At 37.3% G+C, this 19,143-nt stretch carries 17 protein-coding genes; 7 read left to right on the top strand and 10 right to left on the bottom strand.

Going from position 1 to position 19,143, the window contains the following annotated elements; genetic code table 11:
- Positions 1–5: 5 nt before the first annotated feature.
- The 4 genes from AA0X71_RS03985 to AA0X71_RS03970 form a co-directional block, all read right to left on the bottom strand.
- Entirely contained in the window at positions 6–1,217 is a 1,212-nt protein-coding gene (locus AA0X71_RS03985) for a CaiB/BaiF CoA transferase family protein (RefSeq protein WP_413359475.1), read from the bottom strand.
- Positions 1,218–1,314: 97 nt separating this feature from the next.
- On the bottom strand, positions 1,315–1,995 hold the full coding sequence (locus tag AA0X71_RS03980) for a GntR family transcriptional regulator (protein WP_413359473.1): 681 nt from the start codon (positions 1,993–1,995) through the stop codon (positions 1,315–1,317).
- Between the two features lie 108 nt (positions 1,996–2,103).
- On the bottom strand, positions 2,104–3,012 hold the full coding sequence (locus AA0X71_RS03975; protein ID WP_413359470.1) for an NAD(P)-dependent oxidoreductase: 909 nt from the start codon (positions 3,010–3,012) through the stop codon (positions 2,104–2,106).
- Between the two features lie 95 nt (positions 3,013–3,107).
- Positions 3,108–4,628 carry a sigma-54 interaction domain-containing protein gene (locus AA0X71_RS03970; RefSeq protein ID WP_413359468.1) on the bottom strand — a complete coding sequence of 507 codons (1,521 nt, stop codon included), beginning with the start codon at positions 4,626–4,628 and terminating at the stop codon, positions 3,108–3,110.
- A gap of 168 nt (positions 4,629–4,796) precedes the next feature.
- Here AA0X71_RS03970 and AA0X71_RS03965 point away from each other — a divergent pair, with 168 nt between their 5' ends.
- From AA0X71_RS03965 to AA0X71_RS03950, 4 genes are all read left to right on the top strand, one after another.
- Positions 4,797–5,348, top strand: a complete 552-nt coding sequence (locus AA0X71_RS03965) for a hypothetical protein (RefSeq protein WP_413359466.1) — start codon at positions 4,797–4,799, stop codon at positions 5,346–5,348.
- Between the two features lie 101 nt (positions 5,349–5,449).
- Positions 5,450–6,955, top strand: coding sequence for a sodium:solute symporter family protein (locus tag AA0X71_RS03960; protein ID WP_413359463.1), 1,506 nt, complete (start codon positions 5,450–5,452; stop codon positions 6,953–6,955).
- 20 nt (positions 6,956–6,975) lie between these two features.
- Positions 6,976–8,064: a zinc-binding dehydrogenase gene (locus AA0X71_RS03955; protein WP_413359460.1), complete on the top strand. Its 1,089-nt coding sequence runs from the start codon at positions 6,976–6,978 to the stop codon at positions 8,062–8,064.
- A gap of 16 nt (positions 8,065–8,080) precedes the next feature.
- On the top strand, positions 8,081–9,547 hold the full coding sequence (locus AA0X71_RS03950) for an aldehyde dehydrogenase family protein (RefSeq protein ID WP_413359458.1): 1,467 nt from the start codon (positions 8,081–8,083) through the stop codon (positions 9,545–9,547).
- A gap of 1,293 nt (positions 9,548–10,840) precedes the next feature.
- Here the strand turns inward: AA0X71_RS03950 and AA0X71_RS03945 are convergent.
- On the bottom strand, positions 10,841–11,182 hold the full coding sequence (locus AA0X71_RS03945) for a helix-turn-helix domain-containing protein (RefSeq protein WP_413359455.1): 342 nt from the start codon (positions 11,180–11,182) through the stop codon (positions 10,841–10,843).
- 291 nt (positions 11,183–11,473) lie between these two features.
- Between AA0X71_RS03945 and AA0X71_RS03940 the strand changes: the two genes are divergently transcribed.
- Positions 11,474–11,632, top strand: a complete 159-nt coding sequence (locus tag AA0X71_RS03940; protein WP_413359452.1) for a Spo0E family sporulation regulatory protein-aspartic acid phosphatase — start codon at positions 11,474–11,476, stop codon at positions 11,630–11,632.
- 85 nt (positions 11,633–11,717) lie between these two features.
- Here the strand turns inward: AA0X71_RS03940 and AA0X71_RS03935 are convergent, their stop codons facing one another.
- The 4 genes from AA0X71_RS03935 to AA0X71_RS03920 all read right to left on the bottom strand — a co-directional run bounded on the left by AA0X71_RS03935 (position 11,718) and on the right by AA0X71_RS03920 (position 16,992).
- Positions 11,718–12,305, bottom strand: coding sequence for a hypothetical protein (locus tag AA0X71_RS03935; protein WP_413359449.1), 588 nt, complete (start codon positions 12,303–12,305; stop codon positions 11,718–11,720).
- Positions 12,306–13,153: 848 nt separating this feature from the next.
- A complete protein-coding gene (locus tag AA0X71_RS03930) occupies positions 13,154–14,326 on the bottom strand; it encodes an aminotransferase class V-fold PLP-dependent enzyme (protein WP_413359447.1) in 1,173 nt (390 codons plus the stop codon).
- 4 nt (positions 14,327–14,330) lie between these two features.
- Positions 14,331–15,776 carry a Na+/H+ antiporter NhaC family protein gene (locus AA0X71_RS03925; protein WP_413359444.1) on the bottom strand — a complete coding sequence of 482 codons (1,446 nt, stop codon included), beginning with the start codon at positions 15,774–15,776 and terminating at the stop codon, positions 14,331–14,333.
- Positions 15,777–15,849: 73 nt separating this feature from the next.
- Positions 15,850–16,992, bottom strand: coding sequence for an aminotransferase class V-fold PLP-dependent enzyme (locus tag AA0X71_RS03920; RefSeq protein WP_413359442.1), 1,143 nt, complete (start codon positions 16,990–16,992; stop codon positions 15,850–15,852).
- Between the two features lie 43 nt (positions 16,993–17,035).
- On the opposite strand from AA0X71_RS03920, the gene AA0X71_RS03915 reads away from it, so the two are divergent.
- Positions 17,036–17,734 carry a Crp/Fnr family transcriptional regulator gene (locus AA0X71_RS03915; RefSeq protein WP_413359439.1) on the top strand — a complete coding sequence of 233 codons (699 nt, stop codon included), beginning with the start codon at positions 17,036–17,038 and terminating at the stop codon, positions 17,732–17,734.
- Between the two features lie 125 nt (positions 17,735–17,859).
- Positions 17,860–18,339, top strand: a complete 480-nt coding sequence (locus AA0X71_RS03910) for an NUDIX hydrolase (protein WP_413359437.1) — start codon at positions 17,860–17,862, stop codon at positions 18,337–18,339.
- 111 nt (positions 18,340–18,450) lie between these two features.
- On the opposite strand, the gene AA0X71_RS03905 is transcribed toward AA0X71_RS03910, so the two are convergent.
- Positions 18,451–18,981 carry a GNAT family N-acetyltransferase gene (locus AA0X71_RS03905; RefSeq protein WP_413359434.1) on the bottom strand — a complete coding sequence of 177 codons (531 nt, stop codon included), beginning with the start codon at positions 18,979–18,981 and terminating at the stop codon, positions 18,451–18,453.
- Between the last annotated feature and the right edge of the window lie 162 nt (positions 18,982–19,143).

The following is a 19,143-nucleotide window of genomic DNA, read 5'->3' as shown; positions in this document are numbered from 1 at the left end:
CCTCTCTAATTTTTCACATGATTTGAATGTACTTGTATGACACCTTTTTCGACTAACTCTCGAATCGTTTCTTCGGCAACCCCTCTTTCTTCTAGAATATTTATAGTGTCTTCACCTAAAAATGGTGGCGACTTTGTAATTTCCAATGGTGTTTCTGATAATTGTACTGGTAGACGTGGCAATCTAAGATTTTCGATATTCGGATGATCTACATCAATCAACATTTGTGTACTTTCTGTTTGCGGACTCGTAATGACGGAAGATATTTTTAATATGATGGAGCTTGGAATACCTCCATTTTCAAGTTTTTCAATCCAAGTCTTAGCGGACTTTGTCTTTAATACTTCTTCTATCGATGTATTTAATAATTCGCGATTTTGAACTCGATCTAGGTTCTTGGAGAAACGTGAATCGGAACTCCACTCTTCTCGTTCTAAAACTTTGCACAATCTAGCAAACAATGAATCATTAGAAATTCCAATCATGATTTGCTCATCTGCTGTCTCAAACGCCCCATATGGTGCAAATGATGCGTGGTTGGTTCCCATTTTGACGGGCTCTTCACCTGTTGCCATATATGCGAGTAGGTGGTATCCGGTCCAGAATACGCCTGTTTCGAATAGAGACGTCTCTACTCTCTGCCCTTTTCCTGATTGCGTTCGATTATAAAGGGCAGCTAAGATTCCAATGGCTCCCCACATCGCACTTCCTTGATCAAGGACAGATACCCCTACACGGGCAACTCCTCCATCTTTTGTTCCATTGATGCTCATGATTCCACTTTCTGCTTGTGCGATGGCATCATAACCTGGTTTATGACGCTTCTCCCCCACTTGCCCATAGGCCGAAAGAGAACAATAGACCAGTTTGTTATTAAGCGCTTTCAAAGTTTCGTAGCCAAATCCCAGTTGTTCTGCTTTCCCAAAGCGGAAATTCTCTACAAAAACATCGGCATCTTTTACAAGATCATAGACGATCTTTTTCCCCTCTTCACTTTTTAAGTCAATGACGATGGAGCGTTTATTCCGATTAATGTGTAGGTAATATACCCCTTCTCCACCCCAAAGCGGACCCATCTTTCTTGAATCATCGCCAATTTTAGGCTTTTCTATTTTAATAATTTCTGCTCCCATATCAGCTAAGATCATGGTTAAGCTTGGGCCTGAAATATTGGTTGTAATGTCAATCACCCTAATTCCTTGTAACGGTCCAGGCATCTTACCCCCCCTAACTTTTTAAATTTTCACTTAATTTAAGGATACTGGATACAATGTTAAAAGTCTAGATTGTTTTAGGAAAAAAACAGGAATCTTATCAGAATTCCTGCTTCTTTGATTTTACTACATACTTGAGTAGATTATCTCTTGTACGTAATATATGCTTTTGTACGACTTCTTTTAGCTTCTCCGCTTCGTTCTGCTTTACATATTCCAACATTAACCGGTGCTCTTTATGGGATTCATCCAAATGATTCGTCAACAAGCTTGGGGTATAGGGTGGGATTCCCTTCCAAAGAGTTTCAATCAGACCATGAATTCTTCTCCACGTACATCCTTCATATAGGATCTTATGAAAATTCTCATTTAAGCGCATAAATTCCGCTACGCTTTGTTCATTGACTTCGATGTTTTTCATTTGTTCATATATGTTTTCCAAATCTTCGATATGTTCCTTCGATAAGTTCGGAAGCGACTTTTCAACAGCTTCTCCTTCAAGAAGAGCACGCAATTGATAGATCTCTTCGATATCTTCTGCCGAGATAGGAGTGACAATCGCTCCCCTTCTTGGCTCAATTCGTACCAGGCCTTCCACTTCTAATTGTTTTAAAGCTTCACGAATCGGCATACGGCTTACGCCAAGTTTATCCGCCCATTCTTCTTGAACCAGTCGTTCTCCGTCTTCAAACTCACCTTTTAAAATAACTTCTCTTAATTTCGTCGTCACTCGATATTGTAATGTTGCTCTGTCTTGTTCCGATAGTCGGTAATTATCCATCCTGTTAAACCCCTCTATTTTCTATATATTATTAATTTTAGTATAAAGATTATTGGGAATGGATTCAATATACAGAATCTTTTCGCACGAGACGCTTTAACTTATCATTTAGTCTACTATTTCGATCTTTTTTCCTTGAATCTCAACATGAGCCATTTTTTCAATATGTTTAATCACTTCTGTGTGATCGACATTAGCATCACTTTGTGATAAAGCTTGTTTCCAAAGCTGATACGTCGCACTTGCAATAATCATTGGCGCTCTTTCCTCATCTGCCATTCCAAGTGCAATCGTAATATCCTTTACCATTAAATCAATTGAAAAATTACCGCCGAAATTCCTCGTTAATACTTGAGTAGGAAACTTGAATTCACTGGAAAAGCTTCTACCTGTACTTGAATTTATGACCTCGAGCATTTTTTCAGGATTCAATCCTAATTTAACGCCGACTGCTAAAGCTTCTCCCGTAACGGCCAATGTGGTAGCAGACACCATATTATTGAGTGCTTTTATCGTGTGGCCAGCTCCAATATCGCCAACATGGACAATGTTTTCACCGATAATCTGCAAATATGGCAATACTTCTTCAAAATCCTGTTCTTTTCCACCAACCATAATCGTTAACGTTCCGTCTTCTGCCTTTACAACTCCCCCACTAACTGGAGCATCAATCATTCTTAGCCCTTTTTCTTCTAATGTTGCGGCAATTTCCTTTGTAATCGTTGGAATCGCTGTCGTCATTTCGATAATCACACTATCTGGGTGCAGCCCTTCGATTAATCCTTTCTCTCCAAAAATGGTCTTCTTCACAATCTGGCTATTTGGTAAAATCGTAATAATGTATGGATAAGTTCTCGCTAAATCTGCAGGAGTCTCAGTGGCATTCGCGCCCAAATTGACCAGTTCTTGAATTGCCATTTCGTTAATATCAAATAAACCTACATCTACGCCTGCCTTTAAAAATTTTTTAGCCATTCTACTCCCCATATTTCCGATTCCAATAATGCCGATTCGCATATTATCATCCTTTCTCTTTTACTTTCAAGTAATATTTATTCATATAAACATCCTGTATCCAATATTCAATCATTTTAGTTAAAAAAAATATGGATTTAATCAATGAACTCGATCGTCTTCTGGACCGCTATGTTATACCTTTGGCACTTTCTTGATAAAGTTGATACATCTACTTTTAACTCTTTAGCTGCCTTACTTAGCGTGTGATTTCTTTTTAATGCCTCTGTAATTAACTGTTTCTCAAGTGATGAAAGCTTTTCTTTTAAGGACGAATCTCCGATAGAAAGCATTTCCTTCCTTTTTCCCTCCCGAATATAGCTAGGAAGATGGTCCGTTCTGATGATCGGTTCCTGAACGATGACAAACAATCGTTCGATTACATTTTTTAATTCTCTTATATTTCCTGGCCAAGAGTATCGTTCTAAATATTCTAATGCCTCTAGTTCAATCGTTCGATTCGTTTTATATTGCTCTGATAATTTATTTAAAGTTTGATAAATAAGGGGCTGAATGTCATCTCTTCTTTCCCGCAATGGAAGGACTGATAATGGGATCACATTGATACGATAAAATAGATCCTCTCGAAATTGACCTTGCTGCACCATTTCTTCTAAATTCTTATTGGTTGCAGATATAATTCGAACATTTACATTCTTTGACGTGTTACTACCTAATCTTTTTACCTCAAAATCTTGTAGGACACGTAATAATTTAACTTGCAAAGAAGGTGGTAATTCGCCGATTTCATCAAGAAATAATGTTCCTTGATCGGCAATTTCAAATAATCCAGCTTTCCCTTTTTGATCCGCACCTGTAAATGCTCCTTTTACATAACCAAACAACTCTGACTCTAATAGTTCAGCAGGAATCGCTCCACAATTTATTTTCGTAAAGGAATGGTCTCTTCTGTTACTTAAATCATGGATTTGCTTTGCTAATACTTCCTTTCCTACCCCTGATTCTCCTAATAATAGTATTGTAGAATCTACAGATGCAACACGGCCGATCGTTTCAAGTAAGCTTTGCATATAACGACTTTTGGCCACCATATCTTTATTAAAGCTTCTTTTTTGATAAAATTTCAATTCGGTAAGGTAATGATTCTTTTCCTCTTCTACTTTTCTAAGTTTTTTCTCAAGACTATATAATTCTGTCATATCCCTTGCCGTGATCACAATTCTGCCCAATTCCCCTTTTTCTCCATAAACAGGGGTACCTGTTACCAAAGCCTCTTTTCCTGTGCTAAAAGTTTGAACTAGCGAAATGATTCGTTGTTCCTTTATCACTTTCAACGCGACAGATTGGGAGATGACGCCTCTTTTTTCCATTTCCAAACTCGTATGACCAATGATTTCTTTACTCGTCATGCCAGAAATCCGTTCATAAGCTCGATTGACATAAAGACAAACCGTATCCTTATCACATATATAAATTCCTTCCTGACAAGCCTGTATCGCCGTTTCTAAATCTCTCATTTTTTCAGATAACTCTTTATAAGAATTAACCTCTTCTTCCTTCATAGGTTTGATTAGATAAATCCCCCTTTCTCCTTTTGCATTTTTACAATGTTGTTGCGATTTTGCAAAACCTCCACTTGATAGCGCTTTCAAGTACATCTTTAAGTTATATTTTATCCTAACGTTGCAAAATTGCAAATAGTCAAAATTATTTAATTTAGTTAAAACACCATGTTCTTACTTGAAAACCTTTATTTTCAACAATTTCTTGAAATTTTTCGTTATAAATTAAACTTGGCATGGTTTTTGCAATTAGAAGTTAAGGAGGTGATCAAAATAACTGAATTAAACGTTGTCGTTTCTAATACAACAGATCCTGTTCAATTACTTCAGCAAAACAAGTGGCAAGTAGAAGAAGTTCAGCGCCTTTATTATCCTTACTACTTCTTTGAGGTACAGATTGAATATGATTCCTTTCTCCGGAAAAAAAGATTTTCAAAAAAAATGGTCGCAGTAAACGCTGTAACTGGTGGTACATCCTTTTCTGATGTCTACCCAACCTTTGAAAAAAGAGACATTTCAGATCATGCAACTGTGCCAATGGAGTATTCTGCTCAGGATTGTCAAAAAGAAACGATTGAAATGGTACGAAAGTATTTTATCCACCATGTAAGAATTTGGAATCCACCAACGATTACCGTTAGCAAAACAGAAGCGATTTATCTCCCTTACACTGTTCTTTACACAAAAAAAGCCAATAATAAAAAGTCATACCTGCATCTATATGAACATCTCTCTGGGAAGTACGACAAGTTAAACAACTCGCCAATGATTGAAAACGCTTTTAATAACTTATTTAAAAGGAGTGAGGCGACATAATGCTATATTGGATCGTTTCTTTAATACTCGGGACTTGGATTGCCATGGCCATCGTATTATTTAAAACAAATTTAATCGATAAGGATTAAGGAGGGCACAAAATGGTTTCCACATATTCATGGATTTTTATGGTCTTATTTCTGCTTTTAATGGTCGTCATGGGTTGGTTTGGAATGAAACGAACCAAAACAGCAGATGACTTTGCAACAGCTCGTTCCTCCTATGGACCATACGTATTAGGGTTTGCGATTACCGCTACTATTGCAAGTGGTTCAACGTTTATGGGAATGCCAGGTCTTGCCTATAGCATCGGTGCTCCCAGTTTATGGTACCCACTACTCTACCCTCTTGCAACCGTAATGGGGATGTTATTGGTTGCTCGCTATATTAAAAAATTCGGAGATAAATTTGGTACACGAACGATACCGGAATTTATGGGAGAACGTTACAACAGCGACTTTCTAAGATTAACACTGTCGGTGATCTCGATTCTATTAATCTTCTACATTATTTCTCAGTTTGTTGCAGCGGCTACGATGTTCCAAACGATGATGGGACTTGATTATAATATTGGTTTATTTTTAACCGGGATTGTATTAGCGATCTATCTCTTCATGGGAGGTTCCCACTCCGATATCATGACTGATGCCATTCAAGGGGCGTTGATGATCTTTATTTCACTAGTGGTTGTTGTTGTCTTTATTTTGGGTTATGGCGTAGATGGTGGATTTACAGGCATGCTCGATTTAATAAAAGAACGCAGACCAGAAGGATCCTTTGATGTTCTATTCAGACCTGGTGATGCCACTTACGGAAGTGCTTGGCTCGTTATTCTACTCTTTATTGCCCATGTTCCATTTAGTGTTCTACCACATATCGGAAACAAATTTATGGCTGTGAAAAGCAATAAGGACATCAAGAAACTCATTATGTTCTGTACGATCGTTTCACCACTACTATGTATGATGGCATTAGGAGGAATGATGGGAATCGCTGTCATTGACCCAGCTCAAGAAATCCATCCAGACCAAGTCATTCCTGTTTTATTCAGTGAATTATTCCCTCCTATTATTGCAGCATTCTTTGCTATTACCGTATTATCCGCCATTCTCTCAACATCAGATGGCTTAGTCGTTTCGATTACACAAATTGTCGCCAATGATATTTATCGAAAAACAATCGTTCCTCGTAAAAACATCAGCCCAGAAGTTGCAGATAAAATGGAATTAAAAATTAGTCGCTATGGAACCTTTGTCGTACTCGCTTTAGCCATTTTACTAGCGTGGAACCCTCCAGCATCTCTCTCAGTATTCTTATGGATTGGGATCGGCGGAATCGTTTCCGCTACAGCTGGGCCTGTGTGTGTCGGTACACTTTGGAAAAGAGCCACGAAAACAGCAGCGATTACTTCCATGCTCGTAGGCTCCATTTGTTATTGGGTTGTTTATTTACCAATCGGATTTAACTTCTCCAATCCTTTTGGTGCTGCTGGTATTAGTGTGTTAGTTGGAATGGCTACGATGGTGATTGCAACACTTGTTACATCTAAGCCTGCTCAGCAAGAAGTCGATCGAATTTTTGGAGATTCTGAAACAACATCACTATAGAGAATAGGAGTGTTATGAAAATGAATGGTAAAGTAGCCTATATGACAGAACCAGAGAAATTAGAGTACAAGGAATATGAATTACCAAAACCAGGACCTGGGGCCATCCTTGCAAAAGTTAGACGGACGAATGTTTGTGGCTCTGAATTGCATATTTGGCGTGGACATCATCCAGCGATTAAAAGAGGTGTACTGGGACATGAAATGATCGGAGAAATCTATGAATTAGGAGAAGGAGTGACAACGGACTATGCCGGTAATGAGTTAAAAATTGGGGACCGTATTGTTTCAACTTATTTTCTTACATGTAAGAAATGTAAGTATTGTCAAGAAGGTCAGTTTAATCTTTGTGAAAATGCCTACCAGTTTTGGACGAAGCAACCGGAGGAAGCACCTCACTTCCACGGAACATTCTCGACCCATTATTATATCCATCCCAATCAATATTTCTATAAAGTTCCTGACAATGTACCAGATGTTGCAGCAGCTAGTGCCAACTGTGCCCTTTCCCAAGTCTATTTCGGAATCGAACAGGCGAACCTTCAATACGGTCAGTCGATCGTCTTGCAAGGGGCTGGTGGTCTTGGCTTATATGCCGCAGCCATCGCGAAAGAAAAAGGTGCCACAGTGATCATTATTGATGCAATCAAAAGCCGTTTACAACAAGCGAAAAAGTTTGGTGCCGATTATCTAATCAATATGAACGAATATGATACGACTGAAAAAAGAGCCTTAGCAGTACAGGAGTTAACCAATGGATATGGGGCTGATGTTGGCATTGAACTCGCTGGTGTTCCCGCTGCATTTGCCGAAGGGATTGGACTCATCAGAACTGGAGGAAAGTACGTATCAATTGGAAACGTATCTCCTGGTAAATATGTCGAATTTGATCCAGGCTTATTAACACGGAAATCAATTCAAATTTTGCCTATCGTTCGTTACAATCCTTGGTATTTAAAAAAATCGATCGAATTTTTATCAAGAAATTTAGAAAAGTATCCTTTTGATAAAATGCTTGATGCTGAATTTACACTCGACCAAATCAATGAAGCCTTGGATCAATCGGCAGATCGAAAAGTAACACGTGCATCGATCATTATCAATTCTTAAAAAAGGTGGGATTTTCATGCAAACAACAACAGAAAAATATCAATTATTTATTGACAATACGTGGGTAGATAGTCAATCCAGAGGAACCTTTACTAGTCTTGATCCAGCAACAGGTGATGTTTTAGCAGAAGTACCTAGAGGAACAAAAGAAGATATTGATTTAGCCGTCGCCGCTGCGAGACGTGCGTTTGAATCTGATGAATGGCAAGATATTTTACCAGCAGAACGAGGTCGCTATTTATTTAAAATTGCTGAAGCCATTCGAGCCAAAAAAGATACACTAGCAAAATTAGAATCTCTCGACACCGGAAAGCCTCTTACTCAAGCCTATGGTGATGTAGAAGTTGCTGCGAGATATTGTGAGTACTATGGTGGTGTCGCAGATAAAATTTTAGGAGAAACGATTCCTGTTCGCCCCGAAATCTTAGATTATACATTAAGAGAACCTTTGGGAGTGTCAGGGCAAATTGTTCCTTGGAACTACCCTATTCAAATTGCCATGCGTGGAATTGCTCCAGCCATTGCCGCAGGAAACACGGTTGTTGTAAAGCCTGCGGAAGACACTCCGATGACCGCGATGGAACTAGCAAAAATAACTTTAGAAATAGGATTGCCTGCCGGTGTATTAAATATTGTCACTGGTTATGGTCGAGAAGCAGGTGCTGCACTAGCCAATCACCCTGATGTGAATCAATTAACTTTTACAGGATCAGTACCAACAGGAGTAACGATTATGGAGGCAGCGGCAAAAAATGTCGTACCCCTTACCCTTGAATTAGGTGGAAAATCTCCTAATATTGTCTTTGCAGATGCCAATCTCGAAGAAGCGTCCACATGGGTCGTGAAATCCATTACCCAAAATGCCGGGCAAACTTGTTCTGCAGGAGCGAGATTAGTCGTTGAAGAATCAATTAAAGATCAATTTACCAAAATGGTCGTTGAAAAGATGGAAAAACTAACACTCGGACACGGCATTGATGATCCAGATATCGGACCAATCGTGTCGAAAAGACAGCTAGAGACGATTCAAAAATATATGGAAATTGCCAAAGAAGAAGGACTATCCATTTTAACTGGTGGAGAACGAGTCCTCGAAGGGGATTTAGCGAATGGGAACTTTTTCAAACCGACCGTGATTGACGGGGTCAAGCAGAATAATCGCCTCGCCTGTGAGGAAGTGTTTGGACCTGTGCTATCCGTACTAAGCTTCACAACTGTGGATGAAGCCATTCAAATTACCAATGGAACGGAATATGGTCTCGTTGCAGGAGTATGGACAACGAATGTCAACAAAGCCCATTACTTAGCTAAAAAAATTCGTGCTGGTCAAATCTTTATTAATAACTATGGAGCTGGCGGTGGCGTAGAAATGCCTTTCGGCGGATACCGCAAAAGTGGATTCGGTCGTGAAAAAGGACTTGAAACATTAAGACAATATACACAATTGAAAAATATTGCTGTGAAAATTTCTACGGATTTCTAAATGTACGAGTGACCATGTCGTAACAGGACATGGTCACTTTTCATTCTCTAATTCATGCTCCCGCTTACTCATGTATTTGACTGAAGTTGGCAGGATGCGTATTCATACTGAGTCTGCGAAACTTTTAAATTATGTAAAACAAGGGGCTTTGTGCGACATAGAAATAGACATTTAAATCGAAAAGTAGGTTTTAGAAGGGCTACTTCCTTGCTATAAAAAACGCCATCCTATTGAATGAAAAATAGAAAGGACGTTTTATTATGTGATTCTCCAATATCGTTTAGGCTCTTTCTCTTCTCTTCTGAAAGACAACTAATCCAATAGCTAAAAGAATCCTCAATGATGCTCCAAACATAATTAAAATCAGCAATAATCTCATAATCCCGGCCTTTTTCTATACCGTCAAATGTATACTCCTTTAAATAAAATTGAGTACAATGAATCATAACTCCATAGATTACTAACTTATTTCAGATTTCCGCTATTTCTTCCTAGTTGAGGTTTATAAGTCTATCGATTATTCACTTCTTTCCCCATGATGTATGTAGCTATTGTTATGGGGACAGGATGACCAGATGAGGCCATTCCATATAGACGATTCTCAACATAAACGATCACCTTATATTTTCCGGGAAATTCCTACAAAAAAACATATAAACTCTCATTTTTAAATAGAATTATGTCTATTATTGTTATACAAGTAAAAATTTACTTTTTATTCATTTGAGTAGTTTCACGTATCTTATCTCATTAAGATAAAAAAAGTCTTAAACCTAATAATGGTTTAAGACACTCTTCAACATTTTTTGTTGTAAACACAAGATTCTCATAGTGTTTTTTCAAAACATAAAACAGTCCACTTATCTCCTTCCTTCTCCTCATAAAAAGAAAATCCTCTATTCACCCAAAAATTTGAGGCTCGATGATTCTCCTTAATAACCCCTAGCCTCACTTTTTTTATCCCTTTTCCTTCATTAAAGATTCATATTTATTAATGCATCAATCGCATATCCTCGACCTTGATATCACGATCTATTATGAGAAGACCTAGCCAAGGTATCTTATCTGAAGGATTCTCCATTAGGTAATCAATTACTCCAACTAGATGTCCATATTAAGGAATACCCTGTGGAAAAAAATCCATGATAGCGGATTGTTTAATAGACATAGCAATAACGAACGACAAACTGCTATGGACTCGATTTTCATTCCACAGTATGTTGTTGCCAACAAAATTCATTGTGATGAACTTCAATTATTTTATGAATACTCCACCAACTTATAAGATAGCGTTCATGAATCAGGCTTGTAAAGCTCCTTCAAAATATTAAGTGCCTTCTTTTGACGACTTTCATTTTGCTCCGCCATTAGTAACACCGTTTCCCGTATTACTTCATTTTTGAAGACCTGTTGCAATTCCTCATCGAATAAAGATGATACACTGACTTGTAGAGCCTCAGCTATTTTTTCCAACGTATGTAATTGTACATTGGTCTCCCCACGTTCCAAACGTCCTACATAACTTCCTGTTGAGTCAATCGCTTCTGCTAGTTGTTCTTGTGTCATTTTTCGTAGTTTTCGCAATTCACGTATTCGAAATCCAAGTAACTTAGCTGTTGATTCATCATTATACATAATTAAAACACCTTCACTTTAACCAAATTTTAGACAATCATTAGAAGTCTGTGCAGGTATTTTCAAGGACTATTTTATATTTTCTGTACTTATAAGGACAATTATGTATTATAATATGAATAAGTCAAAAGTCCTCAATTCTCATTTATGACACTTATAGAACAAACATTATATTCTGCATCGAAAGATCAAACACAAAGTAAATAAAAGAGAGGATAAAAGTAAGACGAAGCTGGCCATTTTTTACACTATATTTATTGTTGTTATTTCCAAGAAAGGAACTTATCAGTGATGGAGCAAAAAAAATTGCGGGAAGAATTCGAGTTACTTAGAGGAAAAATGATTAGGCTTGGAATGAAATTCGGATTAGATCATGTGAAAGTAATAGAATTAAGTCAGAAAGTAGACAAGATACATAACGAGCTTTATCAAATGCAGAAAAAGGAATAACATGTCCCTACTTCCTATTCGTAAAATATACATATTTCCCATTAAATTGTAATACGCTTACACATAACATAAGGAAATTCTATTATTACTCATTTCTTCTGAACTTTTTAATCATGAACAAAGAAAGTATCAAAACAGCTACAATTCCTCCAATGAAAATTTCTATAACATAATCTTGATTCGAACTATTTTCAAACTCGACTTCAAGGTTGACCTCTCTATTTACTTCATTCCCCTTACCTAACCACTTTAAATCTCCCCCTGCTTTTGATCGTTCTGTTGTTCGACTGCAGAAGCCTGTATATGGATCACCATCATCTCCTGTGTAAACGTATACAAGATATGAGTTTCCCACTTCAAAATCTATTCCGCAGGATTCCTCGTGTCCGCTGTCATAAATTATTTGTTGAGTTTGATTTGAGCCTTTCCAAACTTGAGTGACTTCAAATAAGTTGGCGTCTCTATAATTAATTACTCCAGCAATATCGTTTCTAACCACTTCTTGTTTAGTATCCAAGATTTCCCCTACAAATACATACTCTGATTTTGCATAGGCTGCTTCGACTGGCTCTATTGTTACACAACTGCAAGCATATGTTTTTTGTGGAAAGGCTAAGAAATAATTGCTCATTATAAGCATTGTTAACAACACAAAAAACGTTCGAGTCTTCATTAATAATTCCTCCATTAACAATCATGTCATAAAAAGAGCATTAATCCATCTTGATTAACGCTCCCGCTTAATTAATCTCTTCCTAGCACAAGTATTGTCATTATTTACATCTGCTAATTCGCTATTTTCAATTTCATTAATCCATACAACATGTAAATTAGAAATACCACAAAAATTGTAGTTGGCAGTAATAAAAGAATAAGTAAATTATTAATAGGTACCGGCGTAAGTAGAGAAAAAATCCAACTCAATATCACAGCAATCACAAACAAAAAAATATGACCAACGAAATACTGTTTTATAATTGATTGATTTTTTCTATCTTTTCTATTTTTAATAAAGTAAACAATGCTCATTAGTACAAACAAAATATAGAACATTGACTCGAAACCTTCTGTCCATTTTCCAAATAAGTCTATCGTTCTAACATCCTCATTGGTCAAAAAACTAGTTGAACTCCAGTGTTCCGACATATTAAGACGATGATTCCACAATAATGCGTATCCAAAGTAAAGCAATAGCATTAAAACAAAGTATAGGTAGAGAATTTTATCAGCTAGGGACTTTGCTAATTTTCTCAACAGGATATTGCCCTCCCTTTAATTGACATTCCTTTTCTTTATAATAACATTTTATACAAAATAGTTTGACAAAAGGTTTCGTTAACAACGGTAGTAAATCTGCTTCCTTCGGTATACAGTATTTATTCTCCATCAGTTTGCATAGCGAAGAAGTCATTTTATAAGAATCCATAGAAACTGGAAAGAACATAAGGATTAACGGAACTCAACTACGTCTACCTCATAGCTCCAATACAAAAAGAACAAAGCCACTAATGGCCTTGTCCTTCATCCCTTCCTCAAAAATCTCTCCATAACATTTGTCAGCCTTTCCATATCTGCAATTGTATGCACTGTATATGGAGAAACTCTGATTCCACCTATCCCGGAAATGGAGCGATGAGAAACATATATTTTTTCACGTTGTAAGGCAAGCAAGAAACGCTCTTCTTGTTCAATACCGTCTGGCAAACTAAATGTAACTATCCCCGATTGTTTCTCTGCCTCTACACTCCCTAAAATAAAATCCTCTAGTCCTGCTGCTAATAAAAAAGTTCTCAATACATGTAACAACTCTTGTACTTCTAACTCAATCTTACGAATACCTTGATTTACTATTTCATCTACAGCATGACCTAGTCCTACCGCACCTAACCAATTTGGTGTCCCGCCTGTTTCCAACTTTTTAGCTTCCTCAACCATCACAAATGTATCAAAGGGTGTCCGCTCCCTACTTTTCAAATAGGTATCCCACCCCTCTTCAGGCGTTTTTAATCCCATATATCCAATATACGCTGGCTCTAACTCCTCCAATAATTTGGGAGATACAAACATAAATCCAGTTCCAAAAGGACTTCCTAGCCATTTATGACCTCCTGCACAGTAAGCATGGACAGAGTTTTTTCCCAAATCTCTCTCTAAAACACCTACTTCCTGAATCCCATCAACCAATAAATAAGAACCATGTTTTTGAGCTACATCCATTAGCCCTTTTAGGTCTGCCCTATAGCCACTCACTTCTTGAACAGCACTTACGACGATAGCTTTCGTCTTACTATCAATTACAGCATCCACATCTTCTACCGTCACACAGCCATTTTTAGTAGAAACCGGTCTTATTTCAAAGCCAATCCTTCTCTGTCTTTCCCTCCATACTAATGACGCACTTAAAAATTCCAGATCGGGAATCAAAATATTCTCATTTCGATTAATCTTCATCGTTGAAGCTAATATTCCTAAGCCGTGGGTCGTATTGTTAATAAATGCAATAGAAGTTGGAGAAACACATAGAAATTCGGCAATTTTTTCTCTTGTTTTTTCTATTTCATTAAACAGACCGATAGTATAGTTGGTACCCGGCTCGTCCAAGAAAGAAAGCTTCGCTACAGTTTTGGAGATAGCCTCCAAGGTAGTGCGAAAAGGCTTTCCCATACATGCATAATCCATATAAATGCTTTTCATTTTCTTAACCTTGAATAGTAGTTGAGCCTGTAGACTCATTAAATAAGATTTCTTTTTCCTCATTATATTCATTCTCATCAATGGAATCTCTTCCCCATCCTGTAAAAGCAGCAAAAATGATGACAATCATTAATGCCCAGCAATAGAATACAAATGGTACTGCTCCCATGGGAGTGAAATTCCCATCATAATTTGTTACCGTTCCCCCTACAAAAGCAAAGGGAATTAATACCGCCACACTATATGGAAGAAATCCAATAATAGTTGTTGAGCAAGCATCTAAAAGATTTCCTCTTCTCCAAGGAGAAATCTTAAATTTATGTCCGAGTCGCCTCACCCATGGTCCAAGCATAACCATTGTTGGAGTTCCAGCTGTAGTCAAAGCATTCGTGAAAAGACCAACAAACACAATAGCAATTTCAGCTCGCTTTGGTGTTGTCGCAAATTTCTCGGATTTTTCCATCAACCATTCGATAAATCCACCCTTTTGAAGTGTTCCAATTAATCCCATTAAGAAGACTGTAAATACAGCCACTCCAACCATGCCATTTACACCATTGATAATGATTCCGCCAGCCGTAAACTCAGCAGAATTCAGACTTAAAATATCAGTCCATGTAATTAATCCCATAATAAGCCCTAAAATAAATCCAACTGCTAAACTATACAAAAGCGAAGTAACAAAATGATTGCCTCTTACCATTAAAAAGATTAAAAGTATTGGAACTAACAACATGACAAGCCCTTTCGGATCTAAATCAGCCATTCCTTCTGCTACTTCTCCTCCTGGTGTTATAAAAGCAAAAATAATATAGGCAATAAGAGTCATGCCCCCAGCAACCAGTGCATATTTAATGCGGGAACGGACGACTTTTTCAATCGTCGTACCTTGTGAATATGCTGATACAATTGTCGTATCTGAAATAGGTGCAAGATTGTCTCCGACAAACGAACCACCAATAATAGCTCCAACAAGTAAAAGGGGGTCAGCTCCTAGTGCATATCCCACTGGAAACAAGATCGGACTAGCCGCAATAAGCGTTCCAACTGCTGTCCCTGTTGAAAGAGATAAAATAGCAGCACATATAAAAGTAATTAGTGGGAACCATGCTGCTGTAACCCCTAGGTTCAAAAATCCCCAAACTAATCCTTCAATAATACCTGTTTCATTCAACAATTTCCCCATAACACCAGCTAGGAACCACGCCAATAACATAATGGCTAACATCGAGGAACTTATTCCTTCCACTAACGCATCGACAAATTGTTTTTTGTTTTTTGCTAAAAGCAGTCCTACTAATAGTCCTGCTAATGCCATTGGCCAAAACGCCTCTGGAAGTGCCATCCCGGTAACACCGAGCCAAAGAATTCCAGCAATCATGACGAAGAATGGAACAAGTAATACTGGTACTCCACCATAAAATTCAAGCTTCTGAACCTTGTTTGACATTGAATCTCCCCCTTTTCCTTCACCTTTTTGCTCTATGGGAAATATCCTCATTTGTTCAAGGATATTTAAACCATCAATACGATTCGATTACTTCTTTTAATACATCTAATGCCTGCTTGATATCATCTTTTTTATTATAAAAATGCGGTGCAATGCGGATGACATCTTGGCGTGAAGAAACAATAACCCCTTTTTCTTTCATTATTCCTTCTACTTCTGATGCATTAGGAATATAGATCGCAGTGTTTGAACCTTTGACGTCCACGCTCTGCGGACTTACAATGTTCAATCCCTGTTCTAGCGCGTAATCAATAGTGAATTGGGATAGCTCTTTTAAATATGGTTCGATTTTTTCCATCCCGATACTTAAAACAATTTGTAAAGCTGCCTTTGCTGCAAAGCCGTTAATCATTGGTGGTGTCCCTGAATCAAATCGTCTTGCTCCACTAGCAAACTCACTATTTTTTATATCGAATGCAAATGGATTTGCTTGTCCAAACCATCCCGTTAATCGAGGGTTTAGCTTTTCAGCCACTTCTTTTTTGATATATAAAAAGGCCAATCCTGGAATGCCTAATAGGTATTTCTGTAGTCCAGCTGCTAAGAAATCAACATTACTTTCCTTTACGTTAATGGGAACATTCCCTGCTGATTGATAGGCATCCACAAAAAGATAAGAGCCTTTTTGATGGACAATCTCGGCTATACTCTTCAAATCTTGTTTGAAGCCATTATAATAGGCCACATGAGAAATAGAAGTGAGCAACGTTTTCTCATTAATCGTATTTTCATAAGATTCAAGAGGAATTTGATGGTTCTCTGACGAAATAAATTGTACAGAGGCACCGAGGTCTCTTTGTGATAACCAAACATGGCCAATACATGGGAAATCCATGTCTGTTAAGACAATCTCACTTCGTTCACCAGTAAAGTTCAAACTTGTCGCGATAGAGGAAGCTGCATGTGATACGGAAGAAACAACAGCGATTTCTTCAACGTCTGCATGAATTAGAGTTGCAAAATGTTGTCGTGCTTCTTCTACTGCAGCTGTCCAGCCGCCCCAGTCCATCCCTTGCTCCTGCCATGATGTCATGTATTCTTGGACAGCAGCCTGTACATCTAAACTCATTGCACTTTGTGAACAGGATGATAACTGAATTTTTTCTTTGAATATTGGAAAATGATTTCTATAATCTGCAAAAGGAAAGGATTCCATTCCTCTCACTCCTTTCATTATGAATCCATTGGAGGACATTTAGATGGACAAATTCAAAAACATATTGGCTGAAACACAGCAATTTTCAACCCCTTGGTTAGATCCACTTCCATTTGATTGGAAGGAACTCGAATTAATTGGAACAGAAATCAGCTATAATAAGCACGCGCCTATTTTTGATAGCTATGAAACGACTCAACATGTTTTCCTTGTAAAAAAAGGGCGTGTTCGCCTTTATCTTTTATCTGATTTAGGAGAAGAAAAAGCCATTGCCATTATCGGGAAAAATGGGCTACTTGGTGTAAGCAGTGTTTTCCTTGATCAGAATTATTACACGAATGCCATTACAGCAAGCCCAGCCATTCTTTTAAGAATTGATACAGAAACCTTTAAAAGAAAAATTCTAGAAAACCCTCTTTACTCTGAGCAGCTTTTTAAAATGATGAGTCTTAAGCTTCTGCTACTCTATCAACATTCATTAGACTTGTCCTATAGCTCTTCCTCCTACCGTGTCCGCCAAACTTTATCGCAATTAGCTTTAACCTATGGAGAATCGGAAGACAATCAAAATATCAAAATTCAAGTATCCTTTACCCACCAAGAATTAGCTAATGTCATCGGAACGACACGAGTCACAGTGGCAAATCACATCAAAACCTTAATTGACCATGGTCTAATCTCTAAAGCAGAAAACCTCTACATCATCCATGACCTAGCTAGACTCATTTCATTTGATGAGTAGATTATACTAAATATTCAGATAACAAAATGTAAAATTTTTTACACTCTGTTACAGTAATAGCAAATTTTTCTTTTGATACACCTAAGGTTAAAATGGATAAATACAGAGAAGAAGGAGGGCTAACCGTGAGTTATATCTCTGAATTACGAAAAATGCTCGGAAATAGACCCATTATAAGTGTTGGAGCTACGATACTAGTAGTAAATGAGAAAAAGGAAATTCTTTTTCAACATCGCTCAGATACATTCGATTGGGGGTTGCCTGGAGGTTCCATGGAATTACGAGAAACGATAGAAGAAGTTGCATCTCGTGAATTGAAAGAAGAAACAGGACTTGCGGCAAATCAATTTGAGCTTATAGGAGTTTTTTCAGGACCTCGTTTTTATTTCAAATATCCAAACGGGGATGAAACATACAGTGTCATCAACCTTTTTCACGCAAAGGATGTAAGGGGAAAATTGAAGATGAATGATGGGGAAAGTCTCAACCTTCAATATTTCGGTAAAATAAATCTCCCAAATAAAATTGAAAAAAGAGCAAAAGAATTAATAGAGAGTCTGGGTGAGCAATTTTGGGATTTAGATAGTTCATTTGGTAGTTTTTGATTTTTTAGGAAAAATGGTCGGAAATTTAATTTCAGATTTTATAAACAAAAAAGCCGATTTCGCTAATATATTCGGCTTTTTTACGATTTTTAACTGAACAATCCAACATCACTATTCTAATTTTTTATATAAAAAATACTGGTGATGGCCTTCGGGGTAATCTTCTATTGTTCCATATTCCCCATAACCTAAGCTTTTATAAAAATCAGGAGCTTGAAAACTAAACGTATCCACCCTGATCATGCGGCATTTCCTGTCCACAGCAAACTTTTCTGCCTCTTTTATAAGCTGTTTGCCAAAACCTTTCCTCTGATGGTTTTCATCAACCCAAAGAAATTGAATAAATAGATTTTGCATTTTAGTATTTCCTGAAATGCCTCCAAGGATATTGCCCTCTTCGTCCTTAATTTTAAAACAAAAATCTTCGTCAACGAAGTTCGCATCTTTTTCTGACAGATGCTTTATATTATATTCCCTTAATCTTTGCCGAATGTACGGGGTATCCTCTGGATTCCACTTTGTATCAATTACTATATCTCGCAATATTGTATACCTCCTAGTATTTTGAGCATGTTTTTTTGCTACATTTCGAAAATACTTTTTAATTGATTGAGTAAATTTTCGTCTTGGAAGTTTTTCCACTTGTTAAAGCCACATTTCTCATAACAATTATAGCTTACTTATTTCTTACCTGAAGATCCATAACTATTTAGTCTGCTTATATGTTTTCTATTAAAAAAATAATCATAGATTTAACAAGTAATGTCCCAATATTCTATTTCTCCAATAAATTGGTCTGTTCCG

It is taken from the genome of Robertmurraya phoenicis, from assembly GCF_047302285.1.
Classification (GTDB): domain Bacteria; phylum Bacillota; class Bacilli; order Bacillales; family Cytobacillaceae; genus Robertmurraya.
Note: the sequence above shows the minus strand (reverse complement) of the source record. Positions and strands in the feature narration are given on the sequence as shown.

Excerpts from the sequence above, each read along its gene's own strand:
- AA0X71_RS03915 (WP_413359439.1), top strand. The coding sequence starts at position 17,036 with ATGGACAAATTCAAAAACATATTGGCTGAAACACAGCAATTTTCAACC.
- AA0X71_RS03920 (WP_413359442.1), bottom strand. The coding sequence starts at position 16,992 with ATGGAATCCTTTCCTTTTGCAGATTATAGAAATCATTTTCCAATATTC.
- AA0X71_RS03930 (WP_413359447.1), bottom strand. The coding sequence starts at position 14,326 with ATGAAAAGCATTTATATGGATTATGCATGTATGGGAAAGCCTTTTCGC.
- AA0X71_RS03980 (WP_413359473.1), bottom strand. The coding sequence starts at position 1,995 with ATGGATAATTACCGACTATCGGAACAAGACAGAGCAACATTACAATAT.
- AA0X71_RS03950 (WP_413359458.1), top strand. The coding sequence starts at position 8,081 with ATGCAAACAACAACAGAAAAATATCAATTATTTATTGACAATACGTGG.
- AA0X71_RS03935 (WP_413359449.1), bottom strand. The coding sequence starts at position 12,305 with ATGAAGACTCGAACGTTTTTTGTGTTGTTAACAATGCTTATAATGAGC.
- AA0X71_RS03940 (WP_413359452.1), top strand. The coding sequence starts at position 11,474 with ATGGAGCAAAAAAAATTGCGGGAAGAATTCGAGTTACTTAGAGGAAAA.
- AA0X71_RS03945 (WP_413359455.1), bottom strand. The coding sequence starts at position 11,182 with ATGTATAATGATGAATCAACAGCTAAGTTACTTGGATTTCGAATACGT.
- AA0X71_RS03975 (WP_413359470.1), bottom strand. The coding sequence starts at position 3,012 with ATGCGAATCGGCATTATTGGAATCGGAAATATGGGGAGTAGAATGGCT.
- AA0X71_RS03985 (WP_413359475.1), bottom strand. The coding sequence starts at position 1,217 with ATGCCTGGACCGTTACAAGGAATTAGGGTGATTGACATTACAACCAAT.
- AA0X71_RS03960 (WP_413359463.1), top strand. The coding sequence starts at position 5,450 with ATGGTTTCCACATATTCATGGATTTTTATGGTCTTATTTCTGCTTTTA.
- AA0X71_RS03955 (WP_413359460.1), top strand. The coding sequence starts at position 6,976 with ATGAATGGTAAAGTAGCCTATATGACAGAACCAGAGAAATTAGAGTAC.
- AA0X71_RS03970 (WP_413359468.1), bottom strand. The coding sequence starts at position 4,628 with ATGTACTTGAAAGCGCTATCAAGTGGAGGTTTTGCAAAATCGCAACAA.
- AA0X71_RS03925 (WP_413359444.1), bottom strand. The coding sequence starts at position 15,776 with ATGTCAAACAAGGTTCAGAAGCTTGAATTTTATGGTGGAGTACCAGTA.